The 23,719-nt window shown below is 70.0% G+C and carries 21 protein-coding genes; 11 read left to right on the plus strand and 10 right to left on the minus strand.

What is annotated here, in order from left to right; genetic code table 11:
• Positions 1-15 precede the first annotated feature (15 nt).
• Positions 16-1,332 (plus strand): DUF72 domain-containing protein, encoded by a 1,317-nt coding sequence (locus ACTJKF_RS05660; RefSeq protein ID WP_440622578.1) that lies wholly within the window; start codon positions 16-18, stop codon positions 1,330-1,332.
• 54 nt (positions 1,333-1,386) lie between these two features.
• Here ACTJKF_RS05660 and msrA read toward each other — a convergent pair whose 3' ends face one another.
• Entirely contained in the window at positions 1,387-1,947 is a 561-nt protein-coding gene (gene msrA / locus ACTJKF_RS05665; RefSeq protein WP_059527848.1) for a peptide-methionine (S)-S-oxide reductase MsrA, read from the minus strand.
• Between the two features lie 561 nt (positions 1,948-2,508).
• Here msrA and ACTJKF_RS05670 point away from each other — a divergent pair.
• The 3 genes from ACTJKF_RS05670 to ACTJKF_RS05680 all read left to right on the plus strand — a co-directional run bounded on the left by ACTJKF_RS05670 (position 2,509) and on the right by ACTJKF_RS05680 (position 5,376).
• Positions 2,509-3,915: a selenium-binding protein SBP56-related protein gene (locus ACTJKF_RS05670; RefSeq protein ID WP_440622580.1), complete on the plus strand. Its 1,407-nt coding sequence runs from the start codon at positions 2,509-2,511 to the stop codon at positions 3,913-3,915.
• Positions 3,912-4,577, plus strand: coding sequence for a hypothetical protein (locus tag ACTJKF_RS05675; RefSeq protein ID WP_440622581.1), 666 nt, complete (start codon positions 3,912-3,914; stop codon positions 4,575-4,577). The genes ACTJKF_RS05670 and ACTJKF_RS05675 overlap by 4 nt, the downstream gene beginning before the upstream one ends.
• Positions 4,578-4,866: 289 nt before the next feature.
• Positions 4,867-5,376, plus strand: coding sequence for a flavin reductase family protein (locus tag ACTJKF_RS05680; protein WP_440622582.1), 510 nt, complete (start codon positions 4,867-4,869; stop codon positions 5,374-5,376).
• Here ACTJKF_RS05680 and ACTJKF_RS05685 read toward each other — a convergent pair.
• Complete coding sequence (locus ACTJKF_RS05685; protein WP_006477992.1) at positions 5,363-5,863, minus strand: Lrp/AsnC family transcriptional regulator; 501 nt, start codon at positions 5,861-5,863, stop codon at positions 5,363-5,365. The two genes, ACTJKF_RS05680 and ACTJKF_RS05685, sit on opposite strands and share 14 nt — an antisense overlap.
• Positions 5,864-5,993: 130 nt before the next feature.
• On the opposite strand from ACTJKF_RS05685, the gene kynB reads away from it, so the two are divergent.
• The 3 genes from kynB to kynA all read left to right on the plus strand — a co-directional run bounded on the left by kynB (position 5,994) and on the right by kynA (position 8,919).
• Positions 5,994-6,635 (plus strand): arylformamidase, encoded by a 642-nt coding sequence (gene kynB, locus ACTJKF_RS05690; protein WP_440622583.1) that lies wholly within the window; start codon positions 5,994-5,996, stop codon positions 6,633-6,635.
• Positions 6,636-6,660: 25 nt separating this feature from the next.
• The gene (gene kynU / locus ACTJKF_RS05695; protein WP_440622584.1) at positions 6,661-7,914 is read left to right on the plus strand and encodes a kynureninase; all 1,254 of its coding nucleotides are present in this window, start codon (positions 6,661-6,663) and stop codon (positions 7,912-7,914) included.
• 78 nt (positions 7,915-7,992) lie between these two features.
• Positions 7,993-8,919, plus strand: a complete 927-nt coding sequence (gene kynA, locus ACTJKF_RS05700; protein WP_440622642.1) for a tryptophan 2,3-dioxygenase — start codon at positions 7,993-7,995, stop codon at positions 8,917-8,919.
• Positions 8,920-8,952: 33 nt separating this feature from the next.
• On the opposite strand, the gene ACTJKF_RS05705 is transcribed toward kynA, so the two are convergent.
• From ACTJKF_RS05705 to mdlC, 4 genes are all read right to left on the minus strand, one after another.
• On the minus strand, positions 8,953-10,350 hold the full coding sequence (locus tag ACTJKF_RS05705; RefSeq protein WP_440622585.1) for an MFS transporter: 1,398 nt from the start codon (positions 10,348-10,350) through the stop codon (positions 8,953-8,955).
• A gap of 274 nt (positions 10,351-10,624) precedes the next feature.
• Positions 10,625-11,569 (minus strand): ketopantoate reductase family protein, encoded by a 945-nt coding sequence (locus ACTJKF_RS05710; RefSeq protein WP_440622586.1) that lies wholly within the window; start codon positions 11,567-11,569, stop codon positions 10,625-10,627.
• A gap of 12 nt (positions 11,570-11,581) precedes the next feature.
• Entirely contained in the window at positions 11,582-13,033 is a 1,452-nt protein-coding gene (locus tag ACTJKF_RS05715; RefSeq protein WP_440622587.1) for an aldehyde dehydrogenase, read from the minus strand.
• A 29-nt stretch (positions 13,034-13,062) separates the two neighbouring features.
• Positions 13,063-14,688 (minus strand): benzoylformate decarboxylase, encoded by a 1,626-nt coding sequence (mdlC, locus tag ACTJKF_RS05720; RefSeq protein ID WP_440622588.1) that lies wholly within the window; start codon positions 14,686-14,688, stop codon positions 13,063-13,065.
• Between the two features lie 99 nt (positions 14,689-14,787).
• Here mdlC and ACTJKF_RS05725 point away from each other — a divergent pair, with 99 nt between their 5' ends.
• The 4 genes from ACTJKF_RS05725 (at position 14,788) to ACTJKF_RS05740 (ending at position 19,963) form a co-directional block, all read left to right on the plus strand.
• On the plus strand, positions 14,788-15,708 hold the full coding sequence (locus tag ACTJKF_RS05725) for a LysR family transcriptional regulator (RefSeq protein ID WP_440622589.1): 921 nt from the start codon (positions 14,788-14,790) through the stop codon (positions 15,706-15,708).
• Between the two features lie 170 nt (positions 15,709-15,878).
• Positions 15,879-17,273 (plus strand): D-arabinitol 4-dehydrogenase, encoded by a 1,395-nt coding sequence (dalD, locus tag ACTJKF_RS05730; RefSeq protein ID WP_440622590.1) that lies wholly within the window; start codon positions 15,879-15,881, stop codon positions 17,271-17,273.
• Positions 17,274-17,400: 127 nt separating this feature from the next.
• Positions 17,401-18,882: a xylulokinase gene (gene xylB / locus ACTJKF_RS05735; protein WP_440622591.1), complete on the plus strand. Its 1,482-nt coding sequence runs from the start codon at positions 17,401-17,403 to the stop codon at positions 18,880-18,882.
• Between the two features lie 124 nt (positions 18,883-19,006).
• Positions 19,007-19,963 (plus strand): sugar-binding transcriptional regulator, encoded by a 957-nt coding sequence (locus tag ACTJKF_RS05740; RefSeq protein WP_440622592.1) that lies wholly within the window; start codon positions 19,007-19,009, stop codon positions 19,961-19,963.
• 62 nt (positions 19,964-20,025) lie between these two features.
• On the opposite strand, the gene ACTJKF_RS05745 is transcribed toward ACTJKF_RS05740, so the two are convergent.
• From ACTJKF_RS05745 to ACTJKF_RS05760, 4 genes are all read right to left on the minus strand, one after another.
• Positions 20,026-21,135 (minus strand): ABC transporter ATP-binding protein, encoded by a 1,110-nt coding sequence (locus tag ACTJKF_RS05745; RefSeq protein ID WP_440622593.1) that lies wholly within the window; start codon positions 21,133-21,135, stop codon positions 20,026-20,028.
• Between the two features lie 76 nt (positions 21,136-21,211).
• Entirely contained in the window at positions 21,212-21,895 is a 684-nt protein-coding gene (locus ACTJKF_RS05750; protein WP_440622594.1) for an HAD family hydrolase, read from the minus strand.
• Positions 21,892-22,743, minus strand: coding sequence for a carbohydrate ABC transporter permease (locus ACTJKF_RS05755; RefSeq protein ID WP_440622595.1), 852 nt, complete (start codon positions 22,741-22,743; stop codon positions 21,892-21,894). Before ACTJKF_RS05755 ends, ACTJKF_RS05750 begins: the two co-directional genes overlap by 4 nt.
• Complete coding sequence (locus tag ACTJKF_RS05760; RefSeq protein WP_440622596.1) at positions 22,740-23,693, minus strand: carbohydrate ABC transporter permease; 954 nt, start codon at positions 23,691-23,693, stop codon at positions 22,740-22,742. Before ACTJKF_RS05760 ends, ACTJKF_RS05755 begins: the two co-directional genes overlap by 4 nt.
• Positions 23,694-23,719 lie beyond the last annotated feature (26 nt).

Below are 23,719 nucleotides of genomic sequence, written 5' to 3' on the forward strand. Positions count from 1 at the left end.
TCACGCTGGGCAGGCATGGGTGACGGCGGCACGCGGCGCAACACGCCGCAACGACAGCAGCACGACGACACGGACGGGTCGCACGCCGACGGGCAGTTCGACCTGTTCGGCGCGTCGCCCGACGACGCGCGCGCGGCGGCGTCCGCGGACGCCGGCCCCCTCGCAGGCGCCGGCGAACGCATGACGCCGGACGAGCAAGACGCCGCGCGACCGGCAAAGTCGCCTGCGCGCGCCGCCCGTGCGGCGCCCCGCCCTTCCTCCGGCCAGGAGCCGGAACCGCCCGCCGCCTCGGGCCTGCTGTGGGACGAACCGTCGCCGCCGGCCGCGCCGCCGAAGCAAGGCCGGCGCCGGCGCGGCGTGGCGCCCGCCCCGATTTCCGCCGACGTCGCCGACGCAGCGGCCGCGTTGCCGCCGAATGTGCGGCTCGGCACGTCGTCATGGTATTTCCCCGGCTGGGACGGCATCGTCTACGACGGCGATTTCGCGCAGACCAAGCTGTCGCGCGAAGGACTCGAAGCGTACGGCGCGCATCCGCTGCTCAAGAGCGTCAGCCTCGACCGGTCGTTCTACGGCCCGCTGTCGGTGGCCGACTACCTGCGCTACGCGCAGCAGGTGCCGGACGACTTCCGCTTCGTCGTGAAGGCGCCGGCGTCCGTCACCGACGCGGTCGTGCGCGGCCGGCGCGGCGAACCGTCGGGACCGAACCCGACCTTTCTCGATGCGCCGCTCGCCACGCGCGAATTCGTGCAGCCGTGTCTCGAAGGGCTCGGCAGGAAAGCCGGCGTGCTGGTGTTCCAGTTTTCGCCGATGCCCGATCAACTGCTCGCCGATCCGGCCGCGCTGATCGACCGGCTCTCGGCGTTCTTCGCGGCGCTGCCGCCGCTGCCGCTCGATGCCGACGGCACACGCTACGCGATCGAGATCCGCGATGCGTGCCTGCTCACGCCGCGCTTCATCCGCGCGCTTGCGGCGCTCGGCGTGCGCTACTGCGTCGGCCTGCATGCGCGGATGCCCGACCCGCTGCGCCAGGCGGCCGCGCTCGCGCTGCTCGACGGCGACACGCCGGGCCCGTTGATCGTGCGCTGGAGCCTGCACGGCGGATTCAAGTACGAACAGGCGAAAGCGAAATACGAGCCGTTCGACAAGCTCGTCGACGAGGATCCGGCCACGCGCTCGGCGCTCGCCGAACTGGCCGCGCGCTACGCGCTGGCCGGACAGCCGGTGATCATCACGATCAACAACAAGGCGGAAGGCTCCGCGCCGCTGTCGTGCATCGCGCTCGCGCGGGAGATCGCCGCCGCGTGCGCACACTGGCGCAGCGAGGCGGCGTAAGGGGTAAGGGGCGAGGCGGCTGGCACGCCGGTTACGTGGCGATCGCGTACTGGCTTACGCGCCGCGCAGCGACTTCAGCCGGTGCGAAAACTTCTGGCGGAATTTCGCGAGCTTCGGCCCGATCACGACCGAGCAATAGCCCTGCCCCGGATTGCGCGCGTAATAGTTCTGGTGATAGTCCTCGGCCGGCCAGTAGTTGTCGTCGAGCGGCACGACCTGCGTGACGATCGGCTGCCCGAACACCTGCTCGCGCTCCAGTTCGCGGATCACGTCGAGCGCGACGTCGCGCTGCGCGTCCGAATGCGTGAACACGACCGAACGGTATTGCGTGCCGACGTCGTTGCCCTGCCGGTTCAGCTGGGTCGGATCATGCGTCGCAAAGAAAATTTCGAGGATCTCGCGATAGCCGATGCGCGCCGGATCGAACGTCACGTTCACGACCTCCGCGTGCCCGGTGTCGCCGTCGCATACGTCGCGATAGCCGGGATTGCGCGTATGGCCGCCCGCATAGCCCGACTGCACGGCCGTCACGCCGTCGACGTCGAGAAACACGGCCTCCGTGCACCAGAAGCACCCGCCGCCCACGGTCGCGGTTTCAAGCATCTCGTTCACCATGAATTCATTACCTCGTCGATGACGGCGGCCGGCACGCACGCGCGCGCCGGCCGCCGCCGGTTCGTCTCGCCGCTGCCCGGTTGCCCGGTGCGAAGCGGCACGCGTTCAAGTATCTCACTCGCGCATGAATCCGGCAGGACCGCGCACGTCACGCACGCCCCGCCGCGCGTTTCTCGTCTACACTTAGGCACGCTTCGCCGCGACGTCACACCGTCCGGCAGCACGCAGCGTCCGATGCATGCCCGCCCTGATGCCCACATCATCCGCCGGAACATCGCTATGCACGCCTTGGCAGAATTCGTCCGTATCGCGGGCCCGACCGCCGGCACCCCGCGCGCCGTCGCTTGCGTCGCACCGGCGCGGCGCGATGCGCCCGTCGCCCCGCAGGCGCGGCCACCCGGCCCACCCCGTTTCCCCGCTTCCCCGATCTGATGCACGACCGCGCGCGTCCCGCGAACGCGCGCGGCCGCCAACGCATGCGCGTCACGCAACCGGTTCGACCCGCACCCTGCAGCGAACGCCGTGCGCCCGTAATCCGATACTCCTGAGAGAGGCACTACGATGAGCATGCGGCCCGACCCGACCTTTCACGCTTCGCCGGAACTTGCGATGCAGGCGCCGGCGGAGGAATTTGCCTATACGTTGTTGCTGAGCCCCGATTTTTCCAGACCCGACGCGCTCGCCGTGATCGACGTGAAGCCAGGTTCGTCGACCTACGGCAAGATCGTGCACACGGTGACGATGCCGAACACCGGCGACGAGTTTCACCACTTCGGCTGGAATGCGTGCTCGTCGTCGCTGTCGCCGCTCACCGGCCACGCGTTTCTCGAGCGCCGCTTCCTGATCATCCCCGGCCTGCGCTCGTCACGCATCTACGTGATCGACACGAAGCCGCACCCGACGCAGGCACGCATCCACAAGATCATCGAGCCCGACGAGATCTTCGCGAAGACCGGCTATTCGCGACCGCACACGGTCCATTGCGGCCCCGAGGGGATTTACGTGAGCACGCTCGGCGGCGCGGGCAAGGACGGCACCGACGGCGCGCCCGGCATCTTCATCATGGATTGCGAGACCTTCGACGTGCTCGGCCGCTGGGAAATCGACCGCGGCCCGCAGGACAAGCATTACGACTTCTGGTGGAACCTGCCGCGCGACTACATGGTGTCGAGCGAATGGGCGCTGCCGCCGCAATTCGAGAACGGCATCGTGCCGGAAGACCTGCTCGCGAACCGCTACGGCCACCGGCTGCATTTCTGGGACCTGCGCGCGCGGCGCAACGTGCAGACGATCGATCTCGGCGCGCACCATCAGATGGCGCTCGAAGTGCGGCCCGCGCACGATCCGGTGCGCGAATACGGGTTCGTCGGCGTCGTGGTCGACACGACCAATCTCGAGGGATCGATCTGGACCTGGTGGCGCGAGGACGGCCAGTTCCATGTGAAGAAGACCGCGACGATTCCGCCCGAGCCGGCCGCGGCCGACGCGCTGCCGCCGCTGCTGAAGGGCTTCGGTGCCGTGCCGCCGCTCGTGACCGACATCGACCTGTCGCTCGACGATCGCTTCCTGTACGTGTCGTGCTGGGGCACGGGCGAGATGCGCCAGTACGACGTGTCGGATCCGCACCATCCGGTGCTCGCGGGATCGGTGCGCATCGGCGGGATCGTGCGGCGCGCGCCGCACACGAACGGCCGCGCGTTCGCGGGCGGCCCGCAGATGGTCGAGATCAGCCGCGACGGCCGCCGCGTGTACTGGACCAACTCGCTGTACTCGACGTGGGACGACCAGTTCTATCCGGACGGCGTGCCGGCCGCGCAGGTGCTCGCACATGCGGGGCCGGACGGCGGGCTGACGCTCGCCGACGACTACTGGGTCGAGTTCCCCGCCGGCTATCGCGCGCACCAGATCCGGCTCGAAGGCGGCGACTGCTCGACCGACTCGTTCTGCTACCCGTCGGTCAAGCGTTGAGCGCCGGCCTCCCCGTGCCGCTCGCGCTGTGGGCGGCCGTGCTCGCGAGCGGCGTCTATCACGGGCTCAACCCGGCGATGGGCTGGCCGCTCGCGGTCTCGAACGCGCTGATGACGCGCCGCGGCGGCGCGCTCGTCGCGGCGCTCGGCTATCTCGCGCTCGGTCATGCGCTCGCGGTGTTCATGGTGATGCTGCCGTTCGGGCTGCTCGCCGCGCTGCTCGCGTGGCAGACAGCGATCCGGATCGGCGCAAGCGCGCTCGTGATCGGCTTCGGCGCCGGGTTGCTGATCCGGCGGCGCCACCCGCGTGCGCTCGCGCGGATTCCGCCGGCACGGCTCGGGTTGTGGTCGTTCGCGGTCGCGCTCGCACATGGCGCGGGGTTGATGCTGGTGCCGATCTACCTCGGGCTGTGCGGGCTCGACCGGGACGCCGGCCATCGCGCGGCGGCCACGCTCGTCGATGCGCATCTCGGGATGGCGCTCGTCGTCGCGGCCGTGCATGCGGTCGCGATGATCGGCGCGGGCGGCGCGCTCGCGTGGCTCGTGTACCGCTATCTCGGGTTGAAGTTCGTCGCGCGGAGCTGGTTCAACCTCGACGCGGTCTGGGCGTCGAGCCTGATCCTGACGGGAGCGCTGTCGCTCGGGATGGCGGCGGCGCGATAGTGCGTGGGAGCGTGGGGGCGCGACCCGCGGCGCAACCGCGATTGCTCGCAATAAAACGCGACAGAACGACCGTTCCACCGCGATGCCGGCGCCGCGCGACCGTGTTCGCTACCTCACGCTCCGCCCGCGATCCGCCGTCCGCACGGGCCCGGCGGTCGCGATTCCGCTAAAATCGCGCCATGCGCACCACTTCCCAACCGATCGCCCCGGCCTCGTCGCCTTTCGCCCGCCGCGCCCTTTGCACCCGCCGCGCGCCGCGCCCGTCCGTTTCGTCCCGGATGGCCGCCCGATGAACCAAGCCAACCCGCCGGATTTCGACTCGGGCGCATTTCGTCAGGCGCTGGGCCAGTTTGCGACCGGCGTCACGGTCATCACGACGCGTGCGCCGTCCGGGCAGCTGATCGGCATCACCGCGAGCTCGTTCAACTCGGTGTCGCTCGATCCGCCGCTCGTGCTGTGGAGCCTCGCCCACAAATCGGCGTCGACGCCGGTGTTCCGCAGCAACAGCCATTACGTGGTGAACGTGCTCGCGGCATCGCAGCTCGACCTGTGCAAGCGCTTCTCGACCTACAAGGGCGATCGTTTCGAAGGGATCGCGCACGCGGCCGGCAACTCGGGCATGCCGGTGCTCGACGGTGCGCTCGCATGGTTCGAATGCCACAACCGCAGCCGCTACGACGAAGGCGACCACGTGATCTTCGTCGGCGAAGTGGAACGCTGCGGCGTGCGTGCCGCCACCGACGACGCGCCGCCGCTCGTGTTCCACGGCGGCGGCTTCCACGGCCTCACACCGCTTTGATCGCCCCGGTGCGCGCCAGGCCGACCGGCGCGCCCGCTTCGTCCTTCAACGTCTGCAGCACGATGTTCGACCGGATGTCCATCACGCCCGGCGCCTTGTAGAGCCGGTTCAGCACGAAATCCGAATAGTGCTTGAGGTTGTGCGCGAGCACGCGCAACAGATAGTGGCTCTCGCCCGTCACGACGAACGCGCCGACCACCTCGGGCCATTCGCGCAGCGCTTCCGCGAAGCGCTCGTGCCATTGATTCTCTTCGTTGCGCATCGACACCTGCACGAACGCCTCGAGCTCGAAGCCGAGCTTCTCGCGGCTCAGGCACGCGCGATAGTGCTCGATCACGCCCTGCTCCTCGAGCAGGCGCATCCGGCGCAGACAGGCCGACGGCGAAAGCGAGATGCGTTCGGCCAGGTCGAGATTGCTGATTCTGCCCTCCTCCTGCAATACCGCCAGAATCCGGCAGTCGGTGGCATCGAGCGTGATCGCATGCATTTTTGGTCCCCCTTTTCCCTCTGATTCGAATTATCTGCCAATCGGGCGGATTGTCCATGTTTATTTCGCAAGCACTTTCTGCGTGCGTCCACCTATCATTCGAAGCATCGATTCACCGCTTCGTCATGCCATGGACACACTCTGGGACATCTCGCCGCCGGTCAGCCCCGCCACCCCCGTGTGGCCGGGCGATACGCCGGTTTCCGTCGAACGCGTGTGGCGGATGGAGGCCGGCTCGCCGGTCAACGTCGCGCGCCTGACGCTGTCGCCGCACACCGGCGCGCACTGCGACGCACCGCTCCACTACGACGCCGACGGCGCACCGATCGGCGCGGTGCCGCTCGACACCTATCTCGGCCCGTGCCGCGTGATCCACTGCATCGGCGCGGCGCCGGTCGTGCGGCCGGCCGACGTCGAGGCCGCGCTGGACGGCGTGCCGCCGCGCGTGCTGCTGCGCACCTATGCGCGTGCCAGCGTCGAGCAATGGGACAGCGGCTTCTGCGCGGTCGCGCCCGAGACCGTCGACCTGCTCGCCGCGCGCGGCGTGAAGTTGATCGGCATCGATACGCCGTCGCTCGACCCGCAGGAATCGAAGACCATGGATGCGCATCACCGCGTGCGTGCGCACCGGATGGCGATCCTCGAAGGGATCGTGCTCGACGACGTGCCGCCCGGCGACTACGAGCTGATCGCACTGCCGCTGAAGTTCGCGACGCTCGACGCGAGCCCCGTGCGCGCGGTGCTGCGCGCACTGCGCGGCCACTCCTCCTGATTACCCGAACCACTGACCCGACATCATGATCAAGACCCGTGAAGACGCGCTCGCCCTCGACCGCGACGACTCGCTCGCCGCGCTGCGCGACCAGTTCGCGCTGCCCGACGGCGTGATCTATCTCGACGGCAACTCGCTGGGCGCGCAGCCGCGCGCATCGGCCGCCCGCGCCCAGCAGGTGATCGGCGCCGAATGGGGCGAAGGCCTGATCCGCAGCTGGAACACCGCCGGCTGGTTCGCGCTGCCGCGCCGCCTCGGCGACAAGCTCGCGACGCTGATCGGCGGCGCGCCCGGCGAAACCGTCGTGACCGACACCATCTCGATCAACCTGTTCAAGCTGCTGTCGGCGATGCTGCGCCACCAGGCCGCGCGCGCGCCGGAGCGCCGCGTGATCGTGTCGGAGCGCTCGAACTTCCCGACCGACCTGTACATCGCGCAAGGGCTGATCGAACAGCTCGGCGGCCATTACGAGCTGCGCCTGATCGACGATCCGGCCGACCTGCCGGGCGCGCTCGGCGCGGACACGGCCGTCGCGATGATCACGCACGTGAACTACCGTACCGGCTACATGCACGACATGCCGGCCGTCACGCAGCTCGTGCACGACGCGGGCGCGCTGATGCTGTGGGATCTCGCGCACTCGGCCGGCGCGGTGCCGGTCGACCTGAACGGCGCGCATGCGGACGGCGCGGTCGGCTGCACGTACAAATACCTGAACGGCGGCCCGGGTTCGCCGGCGTTCGTGTGGGTGCCGCAGCGCCATCTCGCGCACTTCTCGCAGCCGCTGTCCGGCTGGTGGGGCCACCGCGCGCCGTTCGCGATGCAGCCGGGCTTCGCGCCCGATCCGGGCATTGCGCGCTTCCTGTGCGGCACGCAGCCGATCGTGTCGATGTCGATGGTCGAATGCGGGCTCGACGTATTCCTGCAGACCGACATGCACGCGATCCGCCGCAAGTCGCTCACGCTGACCGATGCGTTCATCGCGCTCGTCGAAGCGCGCTGCGCGGGCCTGTCGCTGAAGCTCGTCACGCCGCGCGCGCATCACCAGCGCGGCTCGCAGGCGAGCTTCGAGCATCCGCACGGCTACGAGGTGATGCAGGCGCTGATCGCGCGCGGCGTGATCGGCGACTACCGCGAGCCGTACGTGCTGCGCTTCGGCTTCACGCCGCTCTATACGCGCTTCGTCGATGTATGGGACGCCGTCGAGACGCTGCGCGACATCCTGGCGACCCACGCGTGGCAGGCGCCCGAGTTCGCCGAGCGCGGCGCGGTGACCTGAGCGGCACCGCCCGGCGCGCGCAGCCCGCGCGCCGCGCCCCGTCATTCAAATCTGGAGAGAGACGTGAATTCTGGTCATATGCAGCCACCCGGCGACGATGCGCCGGCGGGCTGCCCGTTCTCGGGCGCACGCGCGGCCCAGCCCGCTCATGAAGCGCCGCACGTGCCGGGCGATGCCGCCGCGCAAGCCGGCTGGCACGACGCTCAGCTCGATTTCTCGAAGTCGATGAGCTACGGCGACTACCTGTCGCTGAATTCGATTCTGAACGCACAGCATCCGCTGTCGCCGGATCACAACGAGATGCTGTTCATCATCCAGCATCAGACGAGCGAGCTGTGGATGAAGCTCGCGCTGTTCGAGCTGCGCGGCGCGCTCGATGCGGTGCGCACCGACGCGCTGCCGCCCGCGTTCAAGATGCTCGCGCGCGTGTCGCGGATCCTCGAGCAGCTCGTGCAGGCGTGGAACGTACTGTCGACGATGACGCCGTCCGAGTATTCGGCGATGCGGCCGTATCTCGGCCAGTCGTCGGGCTTCCAGTCGTATCAGTACCGGCAACTCGAATTCCTGCTCGGCAACAAGAACGTGCAGATGCTGCAGCCGCATGCGCACCGGCCCGACATCCTCGAACAGGTGCGCGCGACGCTCGAGGCGCCGTCGTTCTACGACGAGGTCGTGCGCCTGCTCGCGCGCCGCGGCTTCTCCATCGCGCCCGAGCGGCTCGAGCGCGACTGGACCCAGCCGATGCGTCACGACGAGACCGTCGAGGCCGCATGGCTCGAGGTCTATCGTCATCCGCAGCAGCACTGGGAGCTGTACGAGATGGCCGAGGAACTCGTCGATCTCGAGGATGCGTTCCGCCAGTGGCGCTTCCGTCACGTGACGACCGTCGAGCGCATCATCGGTTTCAAGCAGGGCACCGGCGGCACGAGCGGCGCGCCGTATCTGCGCAAGATGCTCGACGTCGTGCTGTTCCCCGAGCTCTGGCACGTGCGCACCACGCTGTAACGCAGATCGTCCACGCGCGCCATGCGCCCGCCGTCACGACGACGTGCGGGCCAGCGCCTCCCCTTCGCGCGGCAACGCCCGTTCATGCGCGAGCCGCGGAATATGCCGCCGCATCGCGAGCAGCGCGACGCACACCACGCCCATCGCGACGGCCAGCATCGTCAGATACGCCGTCGCACCGCCCACCGTAATCACGATCGCGCCCGCGAACGCGCTGAGGATCGCGCCGAGCCGCCCGAACGCGAGCGCGCCCGCGGTGCCGGTCGCACGCACCGCCGTCGGATAGATGTACGCGCAGAGCGCATACATCGTCGACTGCACCGCGTTGACGAACAACCCGTGCAGGCCGAGCCCGACGATCAGCCAGCCCGTGTGGCGCCCCGCATCGACGCCCATCAGCCACACCGCGCTCGCCGCGCCGCCGATACTGCACAGCGCGAGCGGCCAGCGCGAACCCGCATGCGCGATCGCCCATGCGCACAGCAGCGCGCCGATCACGCCGCCGAGGTTGTACGCGGTGAGCCCCGTGCCCGCGACCGACACGCTCAACCCGCTCGCGGCCAGCATCGTCGGCAGCCAGCTGAATGCCGCGTACACCGCGAGCAGACACATGAAGAACGCGCACCACAGCGCGATCGTGTCGCGCGCCTGGCCGCCGGCGAATAACGCACCGAAGCCGCCTCGCGCGCCGGGCGCGCGTGCATCGCGCAGATCGGTGAATGCGGTGCCGGGCGCGACCGGCCGCTGCATGCGCGCGAGCAGCGCACCGAGTTCCGGCCAGCGCGCGGGACGGCGCGCCAGGTAACGCGGCGATTCGGGCAGCGCGCGCACCAGCACGAAGCCGAGCACGAGCGGCAGCGCGCCGCCCGCGAAGAACAGCCCGCGCCAGCCGTGGCGCGGCAGTACCTCGTGCGCGAACAGCCCGGCCAGCATCCCGCCGAGCGGCACGCAGACGATCGTCGCCGTCACCATCATCGTGCGACGTCGCGCGGGGGTGTATTCGGCCGTCATTGTCGTCGCCGTTGGCAGCGCGCCACCGATCCCGAGCCCCGCGCAGAAGCGCAGCAGCGCGATCGTCGCGACATCCGGCGCGAAGCCGATCGCGCAGGTCGCGACGCCGAACAGGAACACGCTGCCGATCACCGCCTGGCGCCGGCCGAAGCGGTCGGCGACGAGACCCGCGCAAGCACTGCCGATTCCCATCCCGATCAGCCCGGCGGCCACCGCCGGCGCGAATGCGCCGCGCGTGATCCCCCATTCGCGGATCAGCACCGGAATCGCGAAGCCGATCAGCTGGCCGTCGAAACCGTCGAGCACGATCGCGAGCGCGGCGAGCAGCACCACGCAACGCTGCATCGTCGTGAACGGCCCGTCGTCGAGCGTCGTGCCGATGTCGACCGACGGCGGCTGCAATTCGTCGCGCGTGCTCATGCGGCCTCCCGTGCGCCATGCTTCGGCGGCATCGATGGCAAGGTGCGCGAACGGCGCGCGGCAAGACAACGGCATTGGCTGACTTTCATGGCGTCTCCAGTTGTCCGGGCTGTCGCTTGGCGCGTGCCCGGATCTCGTGCTGCACGGTCGGCCGGCGTCCATGCTTCGGCGCCGGCTCCGGCATCGTGTCCAACCCTTCCCGATCCGGCGGCGTCGCCTGCGTGCGGCGCGAGCCGGATCGTCGTGCGGCGCAAGCCGGCCGCCGGCTCGATGCTCAGTCGCGCCGCGCGTCGATCAGGCGGATCAGCGCGAGCAGCGTTTCGGCATGCGGCACCGCGATGCCCGTCGCACGCGCGGCCGCGACGACCTGGCCGTTGATCGCATCGATCTCCGTGCGGCGGCCCGCAAGCACGTCCTGCAGCATCGACGGCCGATGGCCGCGATGCGCGCCGATCGCATGCTCGACGTTGCGTGCGATACGCTCGCCGTCCACGGCGATCCCTTTCGCGCGCGCGACGGCGGCCGTCTCCGCCGCGATCGCGAGCGCGAGCCGCGGCCCGTCGGGAACACGGGCGAGCTGGTCGACCGAGCAGCCCGTCGCCGCGCACAGCGTGTTGAGCGCCGCGTTGAACGCGACCTTCTCCCAGATCGCAGCCCACACGTCCGCGTCGAGCGCACACGCGAGCCCGGCACGCGACAGCGCGTCGGCCACGGCCGCCGCGAATGGGCGCGCCGCACCGTCGGCGGTCATCATGCGGATCGTGCCGGCACCGTGCGAGCGCACGTGCCCTGCCCCGGCAAAATCGGCCGGCCACGTCGTGACGCCGACCAGGATCCGTTCGAGCGGCACGAACGCGTTCAGCGTCTCGACGTTGCCGAGCCCGTTCTGCAGCGTCAGCACGCAAGTCCGCGGCGTCAGCAACGCGCGCACGCCGTCGAGCGCCGCACCGGTGTGCAGCGATTTCGTGAAAACGATCAGCAGATCGAACGGCGTGTCGGGCGACGCGCCCGCTTCCGCATTCGCCGCTTCCGGCCGCACGGCCTGCAACGCGCAAATCCGGCGTTCGCCACGATCGTCGTCGATACGCAGCCCGTCGCGGCGAATCGCGTCGAGATGCGCGTCGTTCACGTCGATCAGCGTGACGGCCTCGCCCTGCTCCGCCAGCCGCGCGCCGAACAGCGAGCCCATCGCGCCGGCACCGAGAATCGCAATCCGCATCGTCTGCATTCCTCAGAACGGATAGTGGCGCGGCGCGGTCTGCACGGTGATCCAGCGCAGGTCCGTGAACGCGGCAATGCCGGCCTTCCCGCCGAAATGGCCGAAGCCGCTGTCCTTCACGCCGCCGAACGGCATCTGCGCCTCGTCGTGCACGGTCGGGCCGTTCACGTGGCAAATGCCCGATTCGATATGCGCCGCGACGCGCAGCGCGCGCGCGACGTCGCGGCTGAACACGGCCGATGCCAGCCCGAACGCATTGTCGTTCGCGCAGCGGATCGCGGCCGCCTCGCCGTCGACGCGCACGATGCCCTTCACCGGCCCGAACGATTCCTCCGCGTAGACGCGCATCGCGGGCGTCACGCGATCGAGCAGCGTCGCCGGGAACAGCGTGCTGTCGGACTTGCCGCCGCACAGCAGCGTCGCACCGTGCGCGAGCGCATCGTCGATCAGCGCGTTGCAGCGCTCGACGGCCTTCAGGTCGATCAGCGAGCCGAGCACGACGGGACCGTGGCGCGGGTCGCCGAGCGGCAGCGACCTGGCCTTGTCGGCGAGCTTCGCGACGAACGCGTCGGCGATCGATGCATCGACGACGATCCGCTCGGTCGACATGCAGATCTGCCCGGAATTCGCGAACGCGCCGAAGGCGGCCGCCGCGACCGCCGCGTCGAGATCCGCATCGTCGAGCACGACGAACGGCGCCTTGCCGCCCAGCTCGAGCACCGATGGCTTCAGATGCCGCGCGCACGCTTCGGCGACGATGCGCCCGACGCGCGTCGAGCCGGTGAAGTTCACGCGGCGCACGGCCGGATGCGCGATCAGTGCGTCGACGACGGCGCCCGCATCCTCGGGCGCGTTCGTCACGAAATTGACGACACCCGGCGGCAGCCCGGCCTCCTGCAGCGCCTCGACGATCAGCCCGTGCGTGACCGGGCACAGTTCGGAGCCCTTCAGCACGACCGTGTTGCCGCAGGCGAGCGGCAGCGCGAGCGCGCGCGTCGCGAGGATCACCGGCGCGTTCCACGGCGCGATGCCGAGCACGACGCCGGCCGGCTGCCGCACGCCCATCGCGAGCGAACCGGGGACGTCGGACGGAATCAGTTCGCCGCCGATCTGCGTGGTCAGCGACGCGGCCTCGACGAGCCCGCTCGCGGCGAGGTGCACGTTGAAGCCGGCCCACAGCGCCGACGCGCCGGTTTCGGCGGCCATCGCGGCGACGAACTGCGCGTGCTTCGCTTCGAGCGCGGCGGCGGCCTTCAGCAGCAGCGCGCGGCGCGCGCCGGGGCCGAGCGCGGCCCAGTCGGGAAACGCGCGGGCGGCCGCGTCGGCCGCCGCGCGTGCATCGTCGACCGTGCACGCGGGCGCGGCCGACGCGATTTCGCCGTCGAGCGGGTTGCGGCGCACGAACGTCGCGCCGCTGGACGAATGGCGGCGTTCGCCGCCGATCAGCATCGATACGGTTTGCATGGATTCTCCGGAACGACGCGCGATGCGCGTCAGGCCACCTCGACGTCGACGACGACGGGCGCATCGGCCCGCAGCGCATCCGTCAGCACATCGGTCAACGTAGCGCGCAGGCGCGCGGCATCGGCGACGCGCATGCCGCGGCACCCCATCCCTTGCGCGAGCGCGACGAAATCCAGGTCGGGCAGATCGGTGCCCTGCACCGGATCGTCGGGACCGAAGCCGAACACGGGCGCGAAATCCTGCAGCGCCGCGTAGCGGCGATTGTTCAGGATCACGAACGTGATCGGCAGCTTCAGCTGGGCCGCGCTCCACAGCGCCTGGATCGAATAGAGGCTCGAACCGTCGCCGATCAGCGCGATCACGCGCCGCCCCGGCTGCGCGAGCGCGACGCCGACCGCGGCCGGCATCCCGTAGCCGAGCCCGCCGCTGTCCATCGTGTAGAACGTGCCGCTGCGCGTGAACGGCAGGTAGTCCTGCATCACCGACCGCGCGCTGGGCGCTTCCTCGACGACGATGTCGTGCGCGTCGCGCACGTCGGCGAGCGTCTGCAGCGCGAACGCGACCGACATCCGCTCGCCGGCGGCCGGCGCTTCGGCGCGCGGGCGCGGCGGCCGCGGTGCGGGCATCGGCCGCTCGCGCGGCGCCGGCCGCGCCAGCAGGTCGCGCGCCGCGAGCCGCAGGTTGCCGACCACCGCATCGCCCGACGGCGTCCACGCGGCGATGCCCGGATCGTCGACGAGCTGCACGAGCGTGGCGCCCGGCGGCACGTGCGGGCCGAAGCCCTCGATGTGATAGGTGAACGCGGGCGCGCCGAACGCGAATACGAGGTCGTGGCCGTCGAGCCGCGCGACGATCTTCTCGCGGATCGCGGGCAGGAAGCCGGCAAACAGCGGATGGTCCTCGGGAAAGCTGCAACGCCCCGACATCGGCGCGACGTACACCCGTGCCCGATGCCGTTCGGCGAGCCGCACGACGTCGTCCCACGCGCGCGCACGATCGACGGCCGCGCCGACCACCAGCGCGGGACGCCGCGCGGCATCGAGCGCGTCGCCAAGCCGCGCGAGCGCGTCGGGATCGGGGCGCACGACGCTGCTCACGTCGCGGGGCGGCAGCAGCTCGGCCGGCTGGTCCCAGTCGTCGACCGGAATCGACACGAACACCGGCCCGCGAGGCTCCTGCATCGCGATCCGGTAGGCCCGTGCGATCGCGGCCGGCACGTCCTGCGCACGCGCGGGCTCGATGCTCCATTTCACGTACGGCTTCGGCAGCTCGGCGGCCTGCGTCGAACCCAGGAACGGATCGAACGGCAGGATCGCGCGCGCCTGCTGGCCGGCGGTGACGATCAGCGGCGTGCGGTTCTTGAACGCGGTGAACAGGTTGCCCATCGCGTTGCCGACCCCGGCCGCCGAATGCAGATTGACGACGGCCGCATTGCCGGTGGCCTGTGCGTGACCGTCGGCCATGCCGACCACGATGGCCTCCTGCAGGCCGAGCACATAGCGGAAATCGGCGGGGAAATCGCGGAACATCGGCAGCTCGGTCGAGCCGGGATTGCCGAACACGCAGTCGATGCCGAACTGGCGGAACAGGTCGATGACGGCGTCGCGGACGGTGATCGGCGCGGGTGCGGCGGACTGGGACGGGGTGCCGGACATGCTCGGGCGTCTCCTCGGTGGCTTGGCGGTTTCCACAGTATCGAAGCACGAGTCATTCGCCGATACTGTATTTTCTGCGAAAAGCCATTACGGTTCGGCATGACTTTCGATCTCCGACAATTGCGTGCGTTCACGACCATCGTCGCGTGCGGCAGCCTTGGCCGCGCGGCCGACGCGCTGCACGTCACCCAGCCGGCGCTGAGCCGGATCCTGAAGCGGCTCGAGGATCAGGTCGGCGCGCCGCTGTTCGAGCGCCATTCGAAGGGCGTGCAGCTGACCGCGTTCGGCGAGGCTCTGCTGCCGCACGCGACGCTGCTGCAGCATGAGGCCCGGCACGCGCGCGAGGAACTCGACGCGATGCGCGGGTTCGCGAAGGGCACGATCAAGGTCGGCACGGTGGGCAGCATCGCGAGCCTCGTGCTGCCGGTCGCGGTCGGCCGCGTGCTCGACCGCTGGCCGAACCTGCGCGTCGAGATTCTCGAAGGCGTGTGGGACCGGCTCGCCGAAGGGCTGCACAAGCACGAGATCGATCTCGCGCTGTCGGCGCACGGGCCCGATACCGACGAGATCGTCGCGATTCCGGAGTGCCGCTGGGAAGATCGAAGCCATATCGTTGCGGCGCCGCACCATCCGCTGCGCGCACTGGGCCGCGCGCCGACGCTCGCCGACACGCTGCACGCGCGCTGGGCGATTCCGCCGCGCGGCACCGCGCCGTTCGACCACATGCGCGCGACCTTCGACGCGCACGGGCTCGCGCTGCCCGACATCGCGGTCGAGACGCGTTCGGTCACGACGCTGAAGAGCCTCGTCGCGCATGCCGGCTTCCTGAGCTGGATGGCGGAGCCGATGTACGGCGCGGAACAGCGCGCCGGCACGATCGACACGCTGCCGGTGCGCGAGGTCGTCGCGGTACGTACGCTCACCGCGTTCCGGCGCCGCCACGGCATCCTGCCGGGGCCGGCCGGCAAGCTGCTCGACGAACTCGTCGCGCTGACACGCGACGCGCGCGCCGGACGCTGACGCCCGCCCCGCCGCCGCAGCGCACCATCGAAATGCCGTTTCCCCGCCTTGACTTTCGCTTGCCTGAATACGATCATTCGCTCACATGACGAGCAAATGATCGTATTCGACAGCGAGGATCGCGGGTGCGGCAACCCGCCGCCGGGATCCGATCGCGACAGGAGACACGGATGACCGAATCGCCCTCCGCCCGCACGCCCGTGCTGCTGCACATCGGCGCCGGCTCGTTCCACCGCGCGCACCAGGCGTGGTATCTGCATCGCGTGAACGCGGCCGTGCCGGCCGACGAACGCTGGCGGCTGACCGTCGGCAACATCCGCGACGACATGCGCGCGACGATGGACGCGCTCGCCGCGCAGCACGGCGCGTACACGCTCGAAACCGTCACGCCGCAGGGCGAGCGCGCGTACGAGACGATCCGCGCGATCTCGCGCGTGCTGCCCTGGTCGATCGACCTCGCCGCGCTGATCGACGCCGGCGCCGATCCGGCATGCCGGATCGTGTCGTTCACCGTCACCGAAGGCGGCTACTACCTCGACGAACACAACCGGCTCGACCTCGCGAACGCCGACCTCGCAGCCGACCTGCAAGGCGCGCGCACGACGCTGTACGGCGCGCTCGCCGCGCTGCTCGCCGAACGCGTGAAACGCGGCGCGGGCCCGCTCACGCTGCAGAGCTGCGACAACCTGCGCAACAACGGCGCGCGCTTTCGCGCGGGCATGCGCGAATTCCTCGAACGGCGCGGCGAGACCGGCCTGCTCGCGTGGTTCGAGGCGCACGCCGCAACGCCGAGCGCGATGGTCGACCGCATCACGCCGCGCCCGACCGCCGACGTGCGCGAGCGCGTGCGCGCGGCCACCGGCGTCGACGACGCGTGCCCGGTGATGGGCGAATCGTTCATCCAGTGGGTGATCGAGGACCGCTTCGCGGCCGGCCGGCCGCGCTGGGAGCTGGCCGGCGCGGAACTGGTCGACGACGTCCATCCGTACGAGGAAGCCAAGATCCGCATCCTCAACGCCACGCACAGCTGCATCGCGTGGGCCGGCACGCTCGCGGGGCACACGTACATCCACGAGGGCACGCATGACGCCGCGATCCGCCGCTTCGCGCACGACTACGTGACGCAGGACGTGATCCCGTGCCTCGGCCCGAGCCCGCTCGATCTCGAACGCTACCGCGACGTCGTGCTCGAACGCTTCGGCAACCCGTACGTGCTCGACACGAACCAGCGCGTCGCGGCCGACGGCTTCTCGAAGATTCCCGGCTTCATCGCACCGACGCTCGTCGAGTCGTTCGCGCGCGGCGCGGCGCCGGTCGCGACCGCCGTGCTGCCGGCGCTGTTCCTGCGTTTTCTCGAACGCTGGGCGCGCGGCCTGCTGCCGTATGCGTACCAGGACGGCGTGATGGACGACGGCGCCGCGCGCGCGATCGTCGAGGCCGACGACCCGGTCGTCGCGCTGTGCGCGAGCCGCGCGCTATGGGGCTCGCTCGCCGGCAACGCGGCGCTGTTCGACGCGCTGCGCGCCGGGCTCGCACGCGTCGACGCCTGGCTCGCGCAGCGCTGACGCGCGGCGGCCCCCGGCCCGGCATCCGGCCTCCCGCAGGCTGCCGGGCATCCGGGCGAACCTGCGTTGGCATGCGCGCGTGCGTGCGGCTAAAGTAGCGGCTCCTCACTGACGGAACGGATCGCTCATGTATCTCGGCATCGACCTCGGCACCTCGGAAGTGAAGGTGCTGCTGCTGGCCCCGGACGGCTCGGTGGTCGGCACCGCGGGCACGCCGTTCAGCGTGTCGCGGCCGCACCCGCGCTGGGCCGAACAGCATCCGGACGACTGGTGGCACGGCACCCTCGCCGCGCTCGCGGCGCTGCGCGAACGGCACCGCCAGGCCTTCGCGCAAGTGCGCGGGATCGGCCTGTCGGGCCAGATGCACGGCGCGGTGCTGCTCGGCCGCGACGACCGCGTGCTGCGCCCCGCGATCCTGTGGAACGACATGCGCAGCGCCGACGAATGCGCGCGGCTCACCGAACGCGCGCCCGACCTGCATGCGCTGGCCGGCAACCTCGCGATGCCCGGCTTCACCGCGCCGAAGCTGCTGTGGGTCGCGAAGCACGAACCGGCCGTATTCGCCGCGACCGCGTGCGTGCTGATGCCGAAGGACTACCTGCGCTTCCGTCTCACCGGCGCGAAGGTGTCCGATCCGTCCGACGCGGCCGGCACGCTGTGGCTCGACGTCGCGCGCCGCGACTGGTCCGACGCGCTGCTCGCCGCGTGCGACATGACGCGCGACCAGATGCCCCGCATCGTCGAAGGCAATGCGCCGTCCGCCACGCTGCGCGCGGACGTCGCGCGCGAACTGGGGCTGTCGGAAGCCGTCGTGGTCGCGGGCGGCGGCGGCGACAACGCGACGAGCGCGCTCGGCATCGGCGCGATCCAGGCGGGCGACGGCTTCGTGTCGCTCGGCACGTCCGGCGTGCTGAGCGTGGTCGGCGACCGCTTCATGCCGAATTCCGCGTCGGCCGTGCATGCGTTCTGCCATGCGATTCCCGACCGCTGGCAGTTGATGAGCGTGGTGCTGTCGGCCGCGAGCTGCCTGCGCTGGGTCTGCAAGCTGACCGGCACCGACGAGCCCGCGCTGCTCGCCGAAATCGGGTCACTCGACGCGGACGCGCTCGCGACGGCGCCGCTGTTCCTCCCCTACCTGTCCGGCGAACGCACGCCGCACAACGATCCGTATGCGCAGGGCGTGTTCTTCGGGATGACGCACGCGACCGAGCGCGCGCACCTCGGCTATGCGGTGCTCGAAGGCGTGACGCTCGGCCTCGCGGACGGCCTCGACGCGCTGCATGCGGCCGGCATCGAAACCGACCGGCTGTCGCTGATCGGCGGCGGCGCGCGCAGCGCGTTCTGGGCGCAGTTGATCGCCGATGCGCTGAACGTGCGCACGCGCCAGCACGGCGGCGGCGAAACCGGTGCGGCGCTCGGCGCGGCGCGCCTGGGCTGGCTCGCGGTCGGCGGCGATCCGCGCACGGTGCTGACCAAGCCGCCGGTGCGCGCCGAATACGCGCCCGACGCCGCGCGTCATGCGCTGCTGCGCGAGCGCCTCGACGCGTTCCGCTCGCTGTACCGTCACGTGCGCCCGCTGTACGAGCCGTCGCGCACGCGGCTCGCATAAGCGCCGCCGGCGCGACGTGCGGCGGCCGTCGGCCGACCGCCCGGCATGCGTTACAGTGGATGCCGTTGCGCCGCCCGACGGCCGGCCCGCGGGGCGGCCCCCAGATCAGAACCAAACCGCTATCGTGTCCAAGTCCTCAGAAAAACTCGATCTCGCCACGCGTGCCGCGTGGCTCTACTACGTCGCGGGCGACACGCAGAACGAAATCGCCGAGAAGCTGCAGGTGTCGCGCCCGGTCGCGCAGCGCCTGGTCGCGTTCGCGGTCGAGAAGAACCTGATCCGCGTGCGCGTCGATCATCAGCTCGCCGGCTGTCTCGATCTTGGCGCGCAGTTGTCGAAACGCTATGGCCTCGCGATGTGCGAAGTCGTGCCCGTCGATGCCGATGCGCCCGACGCGATCGACCGCAAGCTCGCGGTCGCCGGCGCGCAGGTGATGGAGCGCTACCTGAACGAAACGCGGCCGATGGTGATCGCCGTCAGCAGCGGCCGGACGCTGAAAGCGGCGGTCGCGCAGATCGCGCAGATCGAGCGGCCGCAGCACCGGCTCGTGTCGATGGTCGGCGCGATCGCCGCCGACGGCTCGTCGAACCGCTACGACGTCGCGCAGTACATCTCCGAGAAGACCGGCAGCAAGCACTTCCTGCTACCCGCGCCGCTGTTCGCCGACAGCGCCGCCGAGCGCGCGCAATGGTGCAATCACCGGCTGTACCGGATCGTCGACAAACTGTCGGCGCAGGCCGACGTCGCGTTCGTCGGGATCGGCAACATCGGCCCGCACTGCCCGCTCTATGAAGACGGCTTCATCACCGAACAGGAACGCGACGAGATGACCGCGCTCGGCGCGGTGGCCGAACTGCTCGGTGTGCCGATCGACGCGCAGGGCAAGCTGATCGACGTGTCGACCAGCGCGCGCGTGACGAGCGTCGCGCTCGACACGCCGCCGAAGCGCCCGACGATCGCGTTCGCCGGCGGCCCGAAGAAGCGCGATGCGGTGATCGCCGCGCTGCGTGGCGGCTGGCTGTCCGGGCTCGTCACCGACGAGACCTGCGCGCGCGCGGCGCTGGAGGCGAAGGCGGCCTGACGCCGCTGAACGCGCCCCGCCTCGCCACTTTCATGCGGCCACGGCCGCACGCGGCTCACGCATCACGCCGCCTTCGCGTGCACGCTCAGCCGCCTGAACGCCTGCCCCTGCTCGTCGAACAGGTGACAATGCCCGGCCTGCGCATGCACGTGCAGCGCCTCGCCCGTGCGGTACGTATCGAGCGGCGGAATCCGCGCGATCAGCCCGTCCGGTGCGACAGTCGACTCGGCATACAGATACGCGGCATCGCCGAGCGACTCGACGGCCATCGTTCGCGCGGCGACACCCCCGGCCGCCGCACCCACCAGCAAATGCTCGGGCCGCACGCCGACGGTCACGGCCGCGCCGCGCTGCAGCCCCGCCGCGTCGACCGCGACATGCTGCGCCTCGCCGCTGCCGAAGCGCACCAGCACACCGGTCGCATCGACCGATTCGACCGTCCCCTTCAGGAAGTTCATCTTCGGCGAGCCGATGAAGCCCGCGACGAACTGGTTCGCCGGCGCGTGATAAAGCGCGTTGGGCGTGCCGACCTGCTGCACCGCGCCGCCCGACAGCACGACGATCTTGTCGGCAAGCGTCATCGCCTCGACCTGGTCATGCGTCACGTAGATCATCGTCGTCTTCAGCTCGTCGTGCAGCCGCGCGAATTCCAGCCGCATCTTCACGCGCAGCGCGGCGTCGAGGTTCGACAACGGCTCGTCGAACAGGAACACCTTCGGTTTGCGCGTGATCGCACGGCCGATCGCGACGCGCTGCCGCTGGCCGCCCGACAATTGCTTCGGCTTGCGGTCGAGCAGGTGGTCGATGTGCAGGATCTTCGCGGCCTGCTTCACCGCCTGGTCGATCTCGGGCTTCTTCGCGCCGGCGAGTTTCAGGCCGAACGCCATGTTGTCGTACAGCGACATGTGCGGGTACAGCGCATAGGACTGGAACACCATCGCGATGCCGCGCTTCGCGCTCGGCACGTCGTTGACCTTCACGTTGTCGATCAGCAGGTCGCCGCTCGAGATCTCCTCGAGCCCGGCGATCATCCGCATCAACGTGGATTTGCCGCAGCCGCTCGGGCCGACGAACACGACGAATTCGCCGTCGGCGATGTCGAGGTTCACGTTGCGCAGCACTTCGGTGTCGTCATAGCGCTTCGCGATGTTGCGCAGGAGCACGCTTGCCATGGTCTGTCTCCGTTCGTTCGTGATGCGGGATGTGTCATGCGCCGCGTCGAGCGCGGCGCGCAATCGTTCGTGGTTGCTAGCCCGGCAGCACCGCGCCGGTCGCCTGCCAGCGGGCGACGTAGCCGGGCAGCTCGTGCATGTCGTCGAAGACGTGACGCGCGCCGATACTGCGCAGCGCGTCGATCTGTGCCGCCGATGCGTGCCCGCCGCCGACGAAGCCGAGCACGGTCATGCCGGCCGCTGCGGCCGCGGTGATGCCGGTCACGCTGTCCTCGACGACGAGGCATTGCGCCGGCAGCGCGCCGAGCGCGTGCGCGGCCGCGAGATACACGTCGGGCGCCGGCTTCGGCCGCGCGACGGCGTCCGCGCAGAACAACCGGTCGCCGAAGAAGCGCACGAGGCCGGTGCGCGCGAGCGCCGCCTCGACGTACGCGCGATAGCTGTTGCTCGCGCAGGCCGTCGTCAGCGTGATCGCCGCAAGCGCCGCATCGATGCCGTCGACCATCGGCGCGTTGACGGCCGCGGCCTCGACCGCGCGGCGGATCGCGTCGACGTCGTCGGCCGACAGCATGCGGCCGACGGCCTCGCTCGCGCCGGCCAGCACGCGTTCGATACGCAGCCCGAGCAGCGGCATCACCGCGGGACGCGCATCGACTCCGGGCCAGCGCGCGTCGAGCTCGCGCACGATCACGTCGGCGGCAACCGCCTCGCTGTCGATGAGCACGCCGTCGCAATCGCAGATCAGCACGTTCGCGCTCATTTGACCGCCCCGAACGTGAGCCCGCGCACGAGCTGCTTCTGCGACAGCCAGCCGACGATCAGGATCGGCGCGACCGCGAGCAGCGACGCGGCGGACAGCTTCGCCCAGAACAGCCCTTCGGGGCTCGAGTACGACGCGATGAACACGGTCAGCGGTGCGGCGTTCGAGCTCGACAGGTTGATGCTCCAGAACGCCTCGTTCCACGACAGGATCACGAGCAGCAGCGCGGTGGACGCGAGCCCCGGCAGCGCCATCGGCATCAGCAGGTAGACGATCTCCTGCCACGTCGACGCGCCGTCGATACGCCCGGCCTCCAGGATGTCCTTCGGGATCTCGTTGAAATACGTGAAGGTCATCCACACCGCGATCGGCAGGTTGATCAGCGTGTAGACGATCACGAGCCCCGACACCGTATCGAGCAGCCCCGCGTTCTTCCACAGCAGGTAGATCGGCACCAGCACGCCGACCGACGGCATCATCTTGGTCGACAGCATCCACAGCAGCACCTTCTGCGTGCGGTGGTTCGGGAAGAACGCCATCGCGTAGGCCGCCGGCACCGCGAGCAGCAGCGAGATCACCGTGACGCCGGCCGAGATCAGCACCGAGTTCCACGCGAACGCGAAGTAGTTGCTGCGCGCGAACACCTCGCGGAAGCTGTCGAGCGTCGGCACGAAGAACAGCGTCGACGCGTACGCCTGCTGCTCGGTCTTGAACGCGGTGATCGCCATCCAGAAGATCGGGAAGAACAGCAGCAGCGCGATCAGCCATGCGAGCACGCCAGGCAACGCGCGTCGCACGAGGTCGAACGCAGCCGGCGCGCGCCGGCCTTGCAAAGTCAGGTCGCTCATCTTTCGTACTCCCCCTTCAGGTTGCGCGCGAGCATCCGCACCAGGAAGAACGACACGACGTTCGCGACCACGACGGCGATGATCCCGCCCGCGGATGCGAGGCCGACGTCGAACTGCTGCAGGCCGAGCGCGTAGATCAGGTACGACAGGTTGGTCGTCGCATCGCCCGGGCCGCCGCCCGTCGTCGTGTAGATTTCCGCGAAGATCGACAGCAGGAAGATCGTCTCCATCATCACGACCACGGCGATCGCGCGCTTCAGGTGCGGCAGCGTGATGTAGAAGAACATCGCGATCGCGCCCGCGCCGTCGATGCGCGCGGCTTCCTTCTGTTCCTGGTCGAGCGACTGGATCGCGGTGAACAGGATCAGGAACGCGAACGGCAGCCACTGCCACGCGACGATCATGATCACGGCGGTGAGCGGATAATCGGCGAACCAGTCGATCGGCGTCATCCCGAGCGCGCGCATCGCGTTCGCGACGAGCCCGTACACCGGATGCAGGATCATGTTCTTCCAGATCAGCGCGGCGACCGTCGGCATCACGAAGAACGGCGCGATCGCGAGCAGGCGCGCCACGCCCTGCCCGTAGAACTTGCGGTCGAACAGCACGGCCATCAGCACGCCGCCGACCACGGTGATCGCAAGCACCGCGCCGATCAGCACGAGCGTGTGCCAGATCGCGGGCAGGAACGACGGATCGGTCGCGAGGAATCGGTAGTTGTCGAGCCCCGCGAAGCCCTTCACGTCCGGGTTCAGCAGGTTGTAGCGCGAGAACGAATACCAGATCGTCATCGCGAGCGGAATCGACATCCACAGCAGCAGCACCGCGACGGACGGCGACACGAGCCAGCTGGCGCCGCCGCGCGCACGGCGCGGGGCGCCCGGCGGCGACGACGCGTCGCCGACCGACGGCGCGTGAGCGTGACTCAGGGGAAGACGCAGGTGACGCATGATCGGAGTCCCTCCGGTTGATGCGC

This window comes from Burkholderia sp. 22313 (assembly GCF_052045245.1).
GTDB lineage: Bacteria > Pseudomonadota > Gammaproteobacteria > Burkholderiales > Burkholderiaceae > Burkholderia.